The sequence below is a fragment of the Rickettsia endosymbiont of Ixodes scapularis genome (assembly GCF_000160735.1).
GTDB lineage: Bacteria > Pseudomonadota > Alphaproteobacteria > Rickettsiales > Rickettsiaceae > Rickettsia > Rickettsia tamurae.
Genome location: NZ_CM000770.1, coordinates 57,525 through 72,429 on the forward strand (window position 1 = coordinate 57,525; position 14,905 = coordinate 72,429).

Consider the following 14,905-nt stretch of genomic DNA (forward strand, 5'->3'; position numbering starts at 1 on the left):
TTTTAGAGTAATTCCTTATAAGATTAATTAATTCTTGTCCTGTACTATTTACTAAATTTTGATTTATCAAAGTATTTGTTAAAAGTTCTACCGTTTATTGTAGATTATTTAATTTCTTTTGAGTAATTTTATCTTGATTAATACTATAGCCTTTAATGAGATATTCTTTAAGTAAGTTAGTAGCCCACTTTTTAAAGGCGATCCCTCTCTTAGAATTTACCCTATACCCGACTGATATTATTGCATCTAAATTATAATATTCTGCTTGGTATGTTTTACCGTCAGCGGCAGTTGTTGCAAAAAATGCAACAACTGCTTTCTCTTCTAATTCTTGCTCTTTAAATATATTCTTTAGATGTCTTGAAATTACTAATTTATCTTGGGCGAATAATTTTGCTATTTGATTTAAAGATAGCCAAACTGTTTCGTCTATTATCTTAACCTCAACATTAACTTCCCCATTTTCATCTTGATAAATTACTACCTGGCTTTCCATTCCTTTATTCATTGTTTTAAACATTTTTTATGAGCGTAAGCCATTCTTCTTCATCAATAATTTTAATTCCCAGCTCTTTAGCTTTTTTAAGTTTACTGCCTGCATCAACGCCTGCTACGACTAAATCCGTGTTAGATGATACGCTAGCTGCAACTTTAGCTCCAAACTTTTCAGCCGTTGCTTTAGCTTCCGCTCTAGATATCGTCGGTAAGCTACCGGTAAATACTACTATCTTGCCTGTTAAACTGCTTTGTTCTCTAGTCTCTTTATAATCTTCAATATTTAATATTTCACCAAGTTTTTTGATAAGTTCAATATTTTCTTTAATGTCAAAAAAATCAATAATATCTACTAAAATCTTATAGCCGATACCCTCTAAATCATTTAGTTTTTGATAGATATCCGAATCGTTTTTACTAAGTAATCCCATTTGAGCTATAAAATTAGCATAGCTACCAAATTCTCTAGCAAGTAATTTAGCGTTTTGTTCACCGATATGCCTTATACCTAATGCATATATGAACCTTGGTAAGCTAACGTTCTTTGATTTTTCTATATTTTTAAAAAGATTCTCTACTGATTTTTTACCCCACCCATCCATATTCTCAAGTTTTGTTAAGCTAGAATCATTTTTTTCTTTTAAAAAGAAAATATCGAATGGATTGCTAATTAATCCCTTATCTATTAAAAACTCAACTTGCTTACGCCCCAATCCTTCAATATCCATAGCATTTTTCGATACAAAATGACGGATACGCTCATAATTCTGAGCAGGGCAGTTAAGACCGTTATCACAGCGTATAATAATATCTTCAGGTACATAATGTAATTTAGAATTGCATGACGGACAAAATAAAGGAGTATCAAACGTTGCTGTATCATTAGGACGTTTATCAAAATCAACTCCCGTAATTTGAGGAATAACGTCACCGGCACGTTGCAGAAATACATAATCGCCGATACGTACGTCTTTTCGCATAATTTCTTGAAAATTATGCAGCGTTGCTCTGCTAACGGTTACCCCGCCTATTTCTATAGGTTCAAGCTCGGCTACCGGTGTTAACGTACCGGTTCTGCCTACTTGCACCGTAATAGAAAGCAGTTTTGTTTGTCCTATTATAGCAGGAAATTTATGAGCGGTAGCAAATCTTGGAGATCTAGCAATAAACCCCATTCTATTTTGCAGTGCAAAATCATTTAGCTTATATACTACTCCATCAATTTCATAAGGTAAATTTTCTCTATTTGTTTTGAGATATTCATAAAAAGCAAAAATTTCTTCTTCGGAATACGCAAGTTTTGATATCTCATTAACGCTAAAGCTGAATTCTTTTAATTTTGTAAGTAGTTGATCTTGTGAAGAAGCGAGATTCTGTTCAGTTACCCCTCCTGAATAAACAAAATATTTGAGCGGCCTTTGAGACGTAATAGAAGCATCAAGTTGACGAAGCGAGCCGGCAGCAGCATTACGAGGATTGGCAAATTTATCTCTGCCCTGCTCTTCCTGTTCTTTATTTAGGTTTAAAAAATCTTGTTTCTCAATATAAATTTCCCCTCGCACTTCTAAAAACTCCAGAGCATTATCTATTTTATGAGGAAAATTTTTGATTGTTTTAATATTTGCCGTTATATCTTCACCGACATATCCCATCACCTCTGTAGCTCCCGTTGTAAGCAGCCCATCTTATAAATAGCAGAAAAAGACAACCGTCTATTTTAGGCTCACAAAAGATAGGAACAAACTCATCAAGGCGTAAGAAATTTTTTATACGATCTACAAAATCTCTTACATCTTGCTCGTCAAAAGCATTACTAAGAGATAGTATTGGTGCTTGATGCGTAACTTTAGCAAATTTATTTGCTATTTTAGCCCCTACTTTTTTGCTAGGATTATTTTCTAGAATTAGATGGGGGAATTTCTGATCTAGCTTTAGATTGGTATTAAATAGCTGATCATACTCAGCATCTGAAACTAAAGGATTATCTTCTATATAATAAGCATGATTATATGCTGCTATTTTATCTGCTAATTCTTCTAGTAATTTTTTTGCTTCTTCTTCAGATATTAAATCAATATTTTGCATTAGTAATTCATACTTTTATTTAAAATTCGGATTTAATAATGATATCTACATTGTAATATATAAACGGTTTTACCTTTAATAGTATATATTAACCTATGTTCGTGATTAATCCGGCGAGACCAATAGCCTGATAAATCGTACTTTAAGCCTACAGGTTTACCGATTCCCGTAAAGGGAGAACTTGTAATATCTTTAATTAGCTCATTTATTTTTTCTAGAATTTTTGTATCATTTTTTTGAAAGTACAAATAATCTGCCCATGCATCAATGTGAAATGATATTTCCATTATAAAGACATTGTTTTAAAGTTTTTATTTGCTTCAAAATCATTAATTGCTCGTTTTAGTCTTGCAGCATTTTTAGGACTTTTTAATAAGTATAAAGTTTCCTCCATAGCATTATAGTCTTCAAGGGACATAATAACCACCGGTTTTTGTTTTTGTCTAGTTACAACCACTGAAGTGTGATCTACACAAACTCTTTCCATAATATCTGCAAAATTATTTCTTGCTTTAGTGTAAGATATTGCTTCCATAATATGATATATTTAAGTACATGTACATATAATAAGACCTATTTTATAATTAGTCAATTTAAGAATTAAAATCAAAATCTTTACCTAGTTTAATATATTCTCTAATACGGCTCATGAGGTTTTGAAAATATGTTAAATTATGCCACGTCATTAGCATAGAGCCAAGTATTTCACCGATTCTAACTAAGTGATGCAGATAAGCTTTACTATAGTTTTTACAAGCAGGACATAGGCAATCATGCTCAAGCGGCTCGTTATCATCGACATATTTGCTATTGCGGATATTTACCATACCGTATTTGGTAAAAGCCTGACCGTTGCGACCTGAGCGTGTCGGGATTACGCAGTCAAACATATCTATACCCCTGCTAACCGCACCGATAATATCAGCAGGCTTACCGACTCCCATTAAGTAACGCGGCTTATTTTGCGGCAGAAAATCGGGAGCATAGTCAAGTACTTTAAACATAAGCTCCTGCCCCTCGCCTACCGCAAGCCCGCCTATAGCATAGCCCTCAAAATCGAGTTCTACTAAATCCTTAGCCGATTGCTCACGTAATTCTTCGTAAATACTACCTTGAATAATACCGAATTGTGCGTAGCCTTCCCGCTTAACAAAAGCATTACGCGATCTCTTCGTCCATCTAGTCGTTAACTGCATAGAAGTTTTAGCTTCTTCAAAGGTTGAATGGTAAGGCGTACATTCATCAAAAGCCATAGTAATCGTACTACCGAGCAGATATTGTATTTCGGTAGAACGCTCAGGAGTTAACATATATTTATCACCATTAATATGAGAGCTGAAACTTACTCCCTCTTCGGTTATCTTGCGTAACTTCGATAACGACATTACCTGAAAACCGCCGGAATCGGTTAATATAGGCTTATCCCAATTCATGAATTTATGCAGACCGCCAAGACGTGCTATACGTTCGGCAGTCGGCTGCAGCATTAAGTGATACGTATTACCAAGCAGTATATCCGCCCCCGTTTCAGCTACTGATTCAGGTAGCATTGCCTTAACGGTTCCTCTAGTCCCGACCGGCATAAAGGCAGGAGTGCGAATCTCACCGTGTGCGGTTGTGATAATACCGCTTCTAGCTTTTTTATTCTGATGATGAATATTAAAAGAAAATTTTGACACTGATAACCACTTATTTTTAAAAGCAATATCTTAGCATACTATAATTTATCCTGGAATATAAAAATTAAGGCTAAAAACAGGTATCACCTAAAAGCAACTGATATCGTCATTGCGAGCAGCCGTACGCCTTGTTGCATGGCTCGAAAAACCTGTGCCTTTCCAAAAGTCAATTGAGAACATTATTGTTTTGACGGCATTGCCTAAAAAGAATTGCTTTGTATTGGAGCTTAACGCTTTGATGTCATTCCTAGCTAAAAGCGACTTTGTTGCACGGATCTTATGTCATTCCCATGGAAACAATAATGATTTTTTCAACTCTAAATAATTATATTTATAGGTGAACTAAATTTATAAAACTATAATTATAGTCATTGACTTATTTTAATGTCCCCCTTCGGGGATAAGAAATCCCTCGCCTTCAGGTGAAGGGAAGATATAATGAAATTGCTTTAGCAATGAATTTATATCAAGAAACATGAGAAGTTATAGAAAGAATAGTCATAGTCAGTATGATTTAAAAGTACATCTTATATGGATACCAAAATATAGGAAGAGAGTATTGATAGGCAAAGTAGCGGAAAGGGCTAGAGATTTACTAAGGCAGATTTGTATGGAACATGAAGTATATATAATTTCAGGGAAAATATCATGTGATCACGTGCATATGTTTATCTCATATAAATCACAAATATCTCTTAGCAAGTTAGTACAGTATTTAAAAGGTAGTAGCTCAAGAATTTTATTGCAAGAATTTGCTCATTTAAGAAAACAATTTTGGGGCAATCATTTGTGGGCTAGGGGCTATATGGCGGTCAGTTCAGGTAATATAACTGATGAAATGATACAGCACTATATTGATGAACAGGAAGGTGAACCTGTGAATGATGATCGATTTCTAATCGATTCCACTTTATAACCCCTCAGCTTATAGCTGAGGGTTCTTTAGTTGCTTCTCTTAAATAATAATTAAACTCTGTCATTCATGATATAATCTAATTTTTAAGAGTTAAAATATGGAAAATAAAGAAGAAGAAATTTTAACCTCTGAGTTAATAATAGATGAAGAGGAGGAAAAACGTTTAAAAGCTCAAAATGCAAGGAAAGAGCTTAAGTTAATATTAATAACATTTGCTATTATTCTTACTAGTTTTTTAACTTTTTGTTATTTCTTTTTTAACTATATAGAAGAAAAAGCAGCAGAGTATAAATTACAGCAAGAACAAGAAGCAAAAGTAAATAACAAAACAGAATGAAGTTGTTTAAATACAATATAACCAAAAGTTATTAATCTATTTAAAATTAAAAAATTATTTATTATTGCAATTTTTTTAATCAACTATTATTAACAAAAATAAGAAATAACTTTTATGGAAGATATAAGCTCTTGGAAAGAAAAGTTTGAAATTTGCATTTACGCTAAAAAGCTGATTGATAAACTCGAATATTTAAACACTAAAGTAAAAAATCCTGTTGATATAGAGGAAGTCAAAAAAGTATCTACTACGCTCATAAATATCATGGTTTGCAAATAGCGTCAATCAGGCGATCCTTACTATTCTCATCCGATTGAGGTGGCGATTATGCTTGCGGAGTTTGTGGCAGACTAAGCTCCTAAGCTTTTTACTTCTAATATGATAAATGCTGCTCTACTTCACGATACTATTGAGGATACAGAGCTTACTGAAAAGATGATCATCGAAATTTTTGGTAAAGAAATAGCAAAACCTGTAGAAGGTTTAACTAGAATTAAACCTCACGGAAAAATCAGTGTCGAGGAAAGCTTAAACCTATTAATTAAGCAAAAAAGATATGATACCGCATTTATAAAATTATTTGATCGTATTCATAATGTACAAACATTAGCAGCTAAATCAGCTGAAAAGGCTAAAAAAATTATTGAAGAGACTTTAAGAAATTTTGTACCTTTATCTATTTATTTAAAGATAAAGATCCCTACAATATTTTTAGATATACAAATAGATATTCAAAAAAAATTTCTTTTAGGTTTAAGGATACTGATTCACTTCTTTCTCCAATCTTTGAAAGTGATTTATACCCCCAATATATCCAATCCCTGTAGGAATAATAATCGCTATTAACCCCCATGCCCATGATTCAAAATAATTAATTAAATACACTAAACCAAAAGAAGTAACTACATAACGCGAGTTTCGTATTCAAAAAGTCGCTGAATAGCTGATAGTAACTGGGTTACGGGGATCTTGATAATACTGTTTTTGTTATAAAGTGAGTATAAAATACAAATTGCTAATTAAAATATGGTATTTATAGTATTAGAAAAAAGTTTATAGGTTATTGAAAAAACTTTAAGAGCAATAACCTATGATAATGGATTTTACAGAAATATTTTGTTACGTCGATGATTTTTTTCAAGAATTAGACAAGCATACAAATTCAATTACTAACCATAACAACAAATCTGGTCCTAAAAGTCGACTGAACAGAAGTGAGGTAATAACAATTATAATAGGCTACTGGCAGTCATCTTATGATTGTTTTAAGAATTATTATCTGAAGCAAATATGAATTCATCATCAAAGAGATTTTCAATTAGTAAGCTATAGTCAATTTATAAAAATAATAGGTCCACATTTACCACTATTAGTACTAATATTCAATTCTATTTTGGATCAGTGTGACGGACTCTCTTTTGTAGATTCAAGTAGTATAGAGGTATGTAAGAGATACCGTATTTCAATGAATAAAGTGTTCGCCGGGCATAGCAGCAAGCAGTAAGACAACAAAAGGTTGGTTCTATGGACTTAAACTACATCTAATAATTAATAGAGCCGGTGGTATAGTTAAAGCATCTTTTAGCCCTGGCAATAAGGATGATAGAAAACAGCTGGAACTGATAATCAAAAATCTTTTTGGTAAAGTATTCGGAGATCGTGGTTATATTTCGCAACAATTATTTCTACAACTTTTAGAGCAAGGAATTTTTATGGTAACTAGGGTAAAGAAAAATATGAAAAATAAACTTATGTCTATGTTGGATAAAATATTATTGCTTAAAAAAGCATTAAACAACCCTCAGCTATAAGCTGAGGGGTTATAAAGTGGAATCGATTAGAAATCGATCATCATTCACAGGTTCGCCTTCCTGTTCATCAATATAGTGCTGTATCATTTCATCAGTTATATTACCTGAACTGACCGCCATATAGCCCCTAGCCCACAAATGATTGCCCCAAAATTGTTTTCTTAAATGAGCAAATTCTTGCAATAAAATTCTTGAGCTACTACCTTTTAAATACTGTACTAACTTGCTAAGAGATATTTGTGATTTATATGAGATAAACATATGCACGTGATCACATGATATTTTCCCTGAAATTATATATACTTCATGTTCCATACAAATCTGCCTTAGTAAATCTCTAGCCCTTTCCGCTACTTTGCCTATCAATACTCTCTTCCTATATTTTGGTATCCATATAAGATGTACTTTTAAATCATACTGACTATGACTATTCTTTCTATAACTTCTCATGTTTCTTGATATAAATTCATTGCTAAAGCAATTTCATTATATCTTCCCTTCGCCTGAAGGCGAGGGATTTCTTATCCCCGAAGGGGGACATTAAAAACTACTGTGCCGTCCAGCCGCCATCTATCAAGAGTCCAATACCTATTCTTGATGAAGCTTTTTTGTCACATAAGAATATTACTAAGTTTGCTATTTCATCAGCTTCTACAAATTTTTTCGTAGCTTGAGATTTAAGGATTACATCCCTTAACGTTGATTCTTCACTGATATGTCTAGCTTTAGCAGTATCTGCTATTTGATTCCTTACTAATGGTGTGTTGACGTAACCGGGACAGATAGCATTAACTGTAATATTATTCTCGGCTACTTCTAAAGCAATGGTTTTGGTAAGCCCAAGGATACTGTGCTTTGCTGCTACATATGCCGACTTAAAAGGTGATGCGACATATGCATGAGCGGAAGCGATGTTAATAATTCGCCCGAAGCCGTTTTTTCATAATCGGTATTGCATATTTTGTAGTATAGAAAGAGGCTATTAAATCTATACGCAAAATTTGCTCCCATTTATCTTCAGGAAGTTCATCGATAGAAGCAACATGCTGAATACCTGCATTATTTACTAATATGTCTATTTTACCGAATTCTTTTATTATTCTCTCAAACATAGAACGAATTTCATCAGGTTCTGCCAAATTTATTCCTTGATAAAATACGCTACTTGCACCAAGTTCTTTCAATTCTGCTGAAATTTTGGCTATTTCATCTTCTTTTGCAAAACCGTTAATAACTATTTTAGACTCAAGTTTTGCAAAATGTTTTGCTATCTCAAGCCCGATACCGCTATTTGTCTTTCATTTTTACCTCCTTATAAATATACCAGTGTTGTTGTATAGATCGAAAAACGCATTCGGTGTCACCCCGTGGCTTGACCACGGGATGACAGAGATGGATTCCATAAGTTAATCAAGTAATATTTGTCTTTTATTTAAAAGTAACTTATATTAGATTTCACTTAAAGAAATAATGTATAAATCTATGGAAATTGTTAATAGCGTTGATGCATCTGTATCTTGCCAGGGCAAAGAACCTCCATATGACCATCCAAAAGTTTATTTAGAGATAGATAAAGAAAAAAAGGAAGTTATCTGCCCATATTGTAGTAAGAAATTTAAATTAGTAACAAAATGACTATCAAGTTTCTTTCGGAAAGTACTATCAACCGAATTGCTGCTGGTGAGGTTATAGAAAGACCCGCATCGGTAGTAAAGGAATTAGTTGAAAATGCTGTTGATGCAGGTAGTACTAAAATAGATATTATCTTAGAACGTGCCGGTAAAAATCTAATCATTATTTCCGATGACGGTATCGGTATGACTGATAAGGAGTTAGAAATTGCCGTTGAACGTCATACAACTTCTAAGCTTGATGAAAGTGATTTTCTAAATATTCATACTTTCGGTTTTAGGGGCGAAGCACTGCCGTCTATTGCTACCATTAGCAAAATGCTAATTACTTCTAAGAAACAAGGGGCTGACAAAGCATTTCAGATTAAATTAATCGGTGGCAATGAAAAACAAGTTACTATTTCTGTTCATAATGAAGGTACTAAAATAGAGATACGTGATTTATTTTTCGCAACACCTGCACGTTTAAAATTTCTTAGAGCTGATAAAACAGAGCTTGCAGCAACTGTAGATGTGGTTAAGAAAATCACTCTAGCACATCCTAAAATTTCTTTTAGTTTAACACATGACGGCAAGAATTTATTAAAACTAAAGAGACAAAATAAAGATGCAGAAACTAACCTAAAACAGCGTATAATTGATGTTATAGGCGATGATTTTATAAAAAATGCCGCTTATATAGATTTCAAAACACCTGATTTCTCTATTTGCGGCTATACTAGTATCCCGACATATAATAGAGCTTCAAGTGAAGATCAGTTTTTATTTATTAATAATAGACCGGTAAAAGATAAATTATTACAGGTAGCTTTAAGGGTAGCATATCAAGATTATTTAGCTCGTGATCGTTATCCGCTATGTGCTATATTCTTACAAGTTGATCCGCAACTTGTTGACGTTAACGTACATCCGGCAAAAGTAGAGGTAAGATTTCATGACCCGAATTATGTGCGAAACTTATTAATAGAAGCAATTAAAAATGCTTTAACAAATAAAAGCCATGTTACTTCTACTACTATTGCAACTGATGCTCTTGAACTATTTAAAAATCCTTTAGTCAACAAACAACCACAGATAAGCAAAGCTATAAATGTTAATAGTAAATCGGCAGATTATAGACCTACTACTCATTCTACACTTAATAAAGTTCCTCAAAATCATGTTTGTCAAAAATTAATCGATACATTACCACATGCTAAAATAGAACAAGAAGTAGAAAACCGTATAGAACATGAACAGCAAACCCGTAAACAATATAAACTTGGGGCAGCTAAAACACAACTTCATACGACTTATATTATTTCACAAACCGAAGATAGTATAGTGATTACCGACCAGCATGTAGCACATGAACGTTTAGGGTATGAAAAAATAAAAGATTACCTTAAAACGGAAGAGTTAATCAAACAGCGTTTGCTTATCCCTGAGATAGTAGAACTGCCAAATGAAAAAAAAGCAGATTGTTTATATGAACATAGAGAAAAACTATATAAACTCGGTTTAACTCTAGAAAAATTCGGCGAAAAATCTATTATAGTAACTGAAATTCCAAATATCCTTGGAGACGTAAACGTACAAAAGTTAATTCAGGATCTCGCTGATCATTTATCGGATTTTGGTGAGAATATAGCTTTAACGGAGTTAATAGAGCATGTGACGGAAACTTATGCCTGTCATTACTCTATTAGAGCAGGACAAAAATTATCAGTGGACGAGATGAATGCTTTACTGCGTCAAATGGAAAATACGCCGTTTTCAGGTCAATGTAATCACGGTAGACCTACGTATATTGAGTTGAAGCTTAAGGATATCGAACGCTTATTTGGACGGTAACTCGTTTAAGCATTCGGTGTCATACCGTGGCTTGACCACGGTATCTAGAAAAACAATTTAAAATACTAAATAATTTTAGTATTTATTATTGGATCCCGCGATCAAGTCGCGGGATGACATAAGTAAAATCGATCCATATAATTAAGTATGTAGAGTATTTTACTTGACTATTTTTCAATTTCGTTTTATTCTGCTTTTCTTAGAATAATAAAATAATATCTTGATTTAAGGTGTCAGCCAATGGCAAAGAAAAATAAAAATGTTTTGGTAAGGCTAGTAAGTACTGCCGGCACAGGTGTTTTTTGGGTAAAAAAACGTAATACGAAGACCCAAACCGAGAAACTTTCTTTTCGTAAGTATGATAAAGTAGTTAGAAAACATGTTCTTTTTAAAGAAGAAAAAATAAAATAATTGTAAGTAATATATGGCAGTAAAAATTCGTTTAGCTAGAGGTGGTGCTAAAAAGCGTCCTTTTTACCGTGTAGTAGTAGCTAACGCAACAGCACCTCGTGACGGTGACTTTTTAGAAAAAGTCGGAACTTATAATCCAATGCTTGCTTCAGATAATAGTGAGCGTGTAGTTTTAAAAAAAGATCGTATAGAATATTGGCTTGGCACCGGTGCTAAACCAACTGAGCGAGTCGCAAAATTTATTGAACAAGCGGGTGTTACTTTTCCTGAGAAAGTTAAAAAGGAAATGGAAGTTAAAGCAAAAAACCGCAAAGCTAGACCAAGTAAAAAGGAAGCTAAAGAAGCTTAGTTTATAGTGTGTTTTCGTCATTGCGAGCAGGCATTGACTGTGTGGATCAATTTCACACCTGTGTCATCCCGCGACTTGATCGCGGGATCTAGTAAATTTGACTATTACAAGCTATTTTTCTAGATACCGTGGTCCAGACCATATCTTTTCTCTATAATCATATTAATATGCCGGATTAGCTCAGTGGTAGAGCAACCGCCTTGTAAGCGGTAGGTCATCAGTTCAAATCCGATATCCGGCACCATCAAAATTTTTCTTGTTATACTTGACGCTATCTTTGTATAGATACCAAATCATCATTGCGAGCAAGCTTTTACAAGAATGACATAGAAAAAACATACAATAGTGACATCCTTTAAAATTTTTATCTATGATAGTAATCGATAAAACATCTTATAGAGCTGTGGGATTTGATAAACGTATTAAATTCCTAGTGCTACATTATACACAGTGTGATTTTAAGCAATCTTTAGATTTTTTAACTGGTGAAAGGTTAAGTAGCCATTATTTAATAAACAATGAAAACCCTGAATATATATTTCAATTAGTAGAAGAGCATTATAGAGCATGGCATGTCGGAGTAAGTTACTGGCAAGGTCATGAGCGTATTAATGATACATCAATCGGTATTGAAATCGTAAATCCTGCTTTTGAAGTAAATGCAAAAAACAATAATATAACCTGGCTGCCTTATTCAAAGCAACAAATTAATAGTGTTATAAGTTTGTGTAAACAGATTATTGCTAGATATGATATTAAACCTACTAGAGTAGTTGGGCATTCTGATATTGCTTCAGGTAGAAAATAGGACCCAGGTCCACTATTTCCTTGGAAACTATTATATGATAACGATATTGGAGCTTGGTATGGTGAACAGGTGTTTAACGATCTATTGTCACAAGTTGATATAACCGATATTAAAGCAATTCAGCAAAAATTTATTACATACGGTTATAAACTTGAAGCTACCGGAATTTTAGATTCTAAAATGAAAGATGTTATAATTTCGTTTCAAATGCATTTTCGTCCTAGTAACTTTTCCGATGATTTAGATGTTGAAACAATAGCAATTTTAGATGCATTAATATTGAAATATAAATCCGAGTTAGGCAATTAATATGGTACAATTCATAACAATACCGTGTCTCACTGATTACTCGGTTACTTTGAAGTTAATGGAAGACCATGTTAATAAGGTAATTGATACTAATGAGCCGGAAATTGTTTATTTAGTTGAGCATTCGGAAGTATATACAGCCGGTACTAATTACAACTCAGAAGAAGTATTAGATTTTGGTGATATTCCGGTAATTTACACAGGACGTGGCGGTAAATTTACTTTTCATGGACCGGGTCAGCGTGTTATTTATCCAATTCTTAATTTAGCCTTACCAAATCGCCACAAAGATTTAAAGCTATATATAAAAATGCTTGAAGAATGGATTATAAATAGCTTAAATTATTTTGGAATTAAAGCATATCTTATTAAAGATAAAGTAGGAATTTGGGTAAAAGTAAGGAAAGATGAATTTGCTAAAATTGCTGCAATAGGTGTTAGAGTAAGAAAATGGGTTACATATCACGGTGTAGCTATAAATATTTCAACAGATTTAAGTAAGTTTAGTGGGATTATTCCTTGTGGACTTGAAAATTCTTTAGTAACATCTTTAAATCAGTTAGGAATTCATATTGAAATGTCTGAATTTGATAAAATTATTCAAACTGAATTTAATAAAATATTTAAATGATCAGAAAATTTTTACTCACAATTTTAGCAATTTTTGCTCTTTGGATTGTTGGTTTTGGTTATTATTTATATTTAATAAATTCTTATAAGCTTAATAGTAATACTACTAATGCAATAATAGTATTTGCAGGAGGAGGACATAAAATTGAAACCGGTATTGCAATGCTTAAGGCAGGCTATGCCCCTATATTATTTATTACCGGTATAGAATCTGCAGGGCAATTAAAAAATTTGCTAAAAGAACATAGCGTAATAGAACAGCAAGTAATACTTGCTCCGAATAAAATAATGTCTGAAGAAGATAATATTAAGAAAGCGGTTGATTTTATTGTAACTTACAATCTTACTTCAATAATTTTAGTAGAGCATAATTATAATATGCCTTTTATGCTAAATAAGCTTAAAAAAGCGATTCCTTCTTCTAATAATATCTATATAGTATCATATCCTGTTTTTCCAAACAAAAATATATTAAAATCCTATCATCGTTATTTAACGCGAGTTTCGAATTAATATAGCATAGGATTTAGCATATCAAGAGAGATGTAATAGAAGGTTTATTATCAGACATTTGATAATTTATCAGTGCTGCAACCATATGCACAAAGGCATTTGTAACTGATCTATGCCTTGAATGCTCAAACTTCCCCAATAGTTTAATTTTACTAAACACAGATTCTATTAATGCTTTTTTAAGCAATAATATTTTATCCAACATAGACATAAGTTTATTTTTCATATTTTTCTTTACCCATATCCTCGTAACCCAGTTACTATCAGCTATTCAGTTCCTCTATTAATACGAAACTCGCGTTATGTAAGAACTCTTGTTGAGGTGGCCCAATTTGTCTAGACTAAAAATTAAGATTTATGAGATATAATTTGCGTTATAATTTTACTCAATAATTTTTGTAAAATACACCTGTTCCGGAGTGAGATATTCCAATGACTGGTGCATTCTTTTTCTATTATAAAAATTTATGTAATCAGTTATAGCATTTTTTGCCTCCTTGACAGTATTTAAAACCATCAAATATATTTTTTCTTGTTTTAATGAACGCCAAAATCTTTCTATAAATACATTATCCAGGGCTCTGCCTTTGCCATCCATAATGATTTTGATTTCACGTTTAATTAGTTTATCTGTGAAATTTTTTGATGTAAATTGAGAACCTTGATCTGTATTAAAGATTTCAGGCTGACCATATTTTATTATAGCTTCTTCCAGTGCATCAATACAAAAGTCACTTTCTAAACTAATAGACACCTTCCAGCTTACAATATAACGACTAAACCTATCAATAATTGCTACCAAATATACAAATCCTTGTGCCATTCTAATATAAGTGATATCTGTACTCCATACCTGATTTACTTTAATAATTTCAACTCCTTTTAAAAGATATGGATATATTTTATGAGCTTGATTGCGCTTACTTAAGTTCATTTTAGGATAGATAGCTTCAATAGCCATTATTCTATAATAACGACTTACTGCCTCGCGACCTATTGTGATTCCAAATGGTACAAGGTGCTCAGACATTCTTCTTGCTCAAGTAAGGATGCTGTGTGTATATTTCATCAATTACTTGCATTATTTCTAAGTCTTTT

17 protein-coding genes, 1 tRNA gene and 4 pseudogenes are annotated in these 14,905 nt (G+C 32.7%); 13 read left to right on the top strand and 9 right to left on the bottom strand.

The features are described 5' to 3' along the window. Nucleotides 1–94 precede the first annotated feature (94 nt). From REIS_RS00265 to tgt, 5 genes and pseudogenes are all read right to left on the bottom strand, one after another. The gene (locus REIS_RS00265) at nt 95–508 is read right to left on the bottom strand and encodes a virulence RhuM family protein (RefSeq protein ID WP_050755389.1); all 414 of its coding nucleotides are present in this window, start codon (nt 506–508) and stop codon (nt 95–97) included. A 4-nt stretch (nt 509–512) separates the two neighbouring features. Then, nucleotides 513–2,580: pseudogene (ligA, locus tag REIS_RS00270) on the bottom strand (NAD-dependent DNA ligase LigA). A 32-nt stretch (nt 2,581–2,612) separates the two neighbouring features. Next, nucleotides 2,613–2,867 (bottom strand): Txe/YoeB family addiction module toxin, encoded by a 255-nt coding sequence (locus REIS_RS00275; RefSeq protein WP_008579251.1) that lies wholly within the window; start codon nt 2,865–2,867, stop codon nt 2,613–2,615. Continuing rightward, nucleotides 2,867–3,115: a type II toxin-antitoxin system Phd/YefM family antitoxin gene (locus tag REIS_RS00280; protein WP_008579252.1), complete on the bottom strand. Its 249-nt coding sequence runs from the start codon at nt 3,113–3,115 to the stop codon at nt 2,867–2,869. Before REIS_RS00280 ends, REIS_RS00275 begins: the two co-directional genes overlap by 1 nt. A 58-nt stretch (nt 3,116–3,173) precedes the next feature. Further along, nucleotides 3,174–4,259 carry a tRNA guanosine(34) transglycosylase Tgt gene (tgt, locus tag REIS_RS00285; RefSeq protein WP_008579253.1) on the bottom strand — a complete coding sequence of 362 codons (1,086 nt, stop codon included), beginning with the start codon at nt 4,257–4,259 and terminating at the stop codon, nt 3,174–3,176. Between the two features lie 475 nt (nt 4,260–4,734). Between tgt and tnpA (REIS_RS00290) the strand changes: the two genes are divergently transcribed. From tnpA (REIS_RS00290) to REIS_RS11730, 5 genes and pseudogenes are all read left to right on the top strand, one after another. Further along, a complete protein-coding gene (gene tnpA / locus REIS_RS00290) occupies nt 4,735–5,175 on the top strand; it encodes an IS200/IS605 family transposase (RefSeq protein ID WP_008579210.1) in 441 nt (146 codons plus the stop codon). A 97-nt stretch (nt 5,176–5,272) separates the two neighbouring features. Further along, on the top strand, nt 5,273–5,512 hold the full coding sequence (locus tag REIS_RS00295) for a hypothetical protein (RefSeq protein ID WP_008579238.1): 240 nt from the start codon (nt 5,273–5,275) through the stop codon (nt 5,510–5,512). 114 nt (nt 5,513–5,626) lie between these two features. Then, nucleotides 5,627–6,358, top strand: a pseudogene (locus REIS_RS11725) (HD domain-containing protein). Nucleotides 6,359–6,905: 547 nt separating this feature from the next. Then, the gene (locus REIS_RS16725; RefSeq protein ID WP_008579254.1) at nt 6,906–7,016 is read left to right on the top strand and encodes a transposase; all 111 of its coding nucleotides are present in this window, start codon (nt 6,906–6,908) and stop codon (nt 7,014–7,016) included. Next, the gene (locus tag REIS_RS11730) at nt 7,000–7,323 is read left to right on the top strand and encodes a transposase (RefSeq protein ID WP_256377124.1); all 324 of its coding nucleotides are present in this window, start codon (nt 7,000–7,002) and stop codon (nt 7,321–7,323) included. Before REIS_RS16725 ends, REIS_RS11730 begins: the two co-directional genes overlap by 17 nt. Nucleotides 7,324–7,332: 9 nt before the next feature. On the opposite strand, the gene tnpA (REIS_RS00310) is transcribed toward REIS_RS11730, so the two are convergent. Further along, a complete protein-coding gene (tnpA, locus tag REIS_RS00310) occupies nt 7,333–7,773 on the bottom strand; it encodes an IS200/IS605 family transposase (RefSeq protein WP_008579210.1) in 441 nt (146 codons plus the stop codon). Between the two features lie 97 nt (nt 7,774–7,870). Beyond that, a pseudogene (locus tag REIS_RS16615) lies at nt 7,871–8,555 on the bottom strand (3-hydroxybutyrate dehydrogenase); the annotation flags it as partial. A gap of 238 nt (nt 8,556–8,793) precedes the next feature. Between REIS_RS16615 and REIS_RS11735 the strand changes: the two are divergent. The 8 genes and pseudogenes from REIS_RS11735 (at nt 8,794) to REIS_RS00350 (ending at nt 13,807) form a co-directional block, all read left to right on the top strand. Continuing rightward, the gene (locus REIS_RS11735; protein ID WP_008579257.1) at nt 8,794–8,958 is read left to right on the top strand and encodes a zinc-finger domain-containing protein; all 165 of its coding nucleotides are present in this window, start codon (nt 8,794–8,796) and stop codon (nt 8,956–8,958) included. Next, a complete protein-coding gene (gene mutL, locus REIS_RS00320) occupies nt 8,955–10,787 on the top strand; it encodes a DNA mismatch repair endonuclease MutL (RefSeq protein WP_008579258.1) in 1,833 nt (610 codons plus the stop codon). Before REIS_RS11735 ends, mutL begins: the two co-directional genes overlap by 4 nt. Before the next feature lie 240 nt (nt 10,788–11,027). Then, nucleotides 11,028–11,198, top strand: a complete 171-nt coding sequence (gene rpmG, locus REIS_RS00325) for a 50S ribosomal protein L33 (RefSeq protein WP_008579259.1) — start codon at nt 11,028–11,030, stop codon at nt 11,196–11,198. 13 nt (nt 11,199–11,211) lie between these two features. Next, complete coding sequence (gene rpsP, locus REIS_RS00330) at nt 11,212–11,547, top strand: 30S ribosomal protein S16 (RefSeq protein ID WP_008579260.1); 336 nt, start codon at nt 11,212–11,214, stop codon at nt 11,545–11,547. A 169-nt stretch (nt 11,548–11,716) separates the two neighbouring features. Then, nucleotides 11,717–11,791 (top strand) — tRNA-Thr (locus REIS_RS00335). 126 nt (nt 11,792–11,917) lie between these two features. Further along, a pseudogene (locus REIS_RS00340) lies at nt 11,918–12,664 on the top strand (N-acetylmuramoyl-L-alanine amidase). A 1-nt stretch (nt 12,665) separates the two neighbouring features. Beyond that, nucleotides 12,666–13,295 carry a lipoyl(octanoyl) transferase LipB gene (gene lipB / locus REIS_RS00345; RefSeq protein WP_008579261.1) on the top strand — a complete coding sequence of 210 codons (630 nt, stop codon included), beginning with the start codon at nt 12,666–12,668 and terminating at the stop codon, nt 13,293–13,295. Next, nucleotides 13,292–13,807, top strand: coding sequence for a YdcF family protein (locus tag REIS_RS00350; RefSeq protein WP_008579263.1), 516 nt, complete (start codon nt 13,292–13,294; stop codon nt 13,805–13,807). The genes lipB and REIS_RS00350 overlap by 4 nt, the downstream gene beginning before the upstream one ends. A gap of 13 nt (nt 13,808–13,820) precedes the next feature. Here REIS_RS00350 and REIS_RS00355 read toward each other — a convergent pair whose 3' ends face one another. After that, nucleotides 13,821–14,033: a transposase gene (locus REIS_RS00355; RefSeq protein WP_008579264.1), complete on the bottom strand. Its 213-nt coding sequence runs from the start codon at nt 14,031–14,033 to the stop codon at nt 13,821–13,823. A 156-nt stretch (nt 14,034–14,189) separates the two neighbouring features. Then, nucleotides 14,190–14,837, bottom strand: coding sequence for an IS3 family transposase (locus tag REIS_RS00360; protein ID WP_008579265.1), 648 nt, complete (start codon nt 14,835–14,837; stop codon nt 14,190–14,192). Nucleotides 14,838–14,905 lie beyond the last annotated feature (68 nt).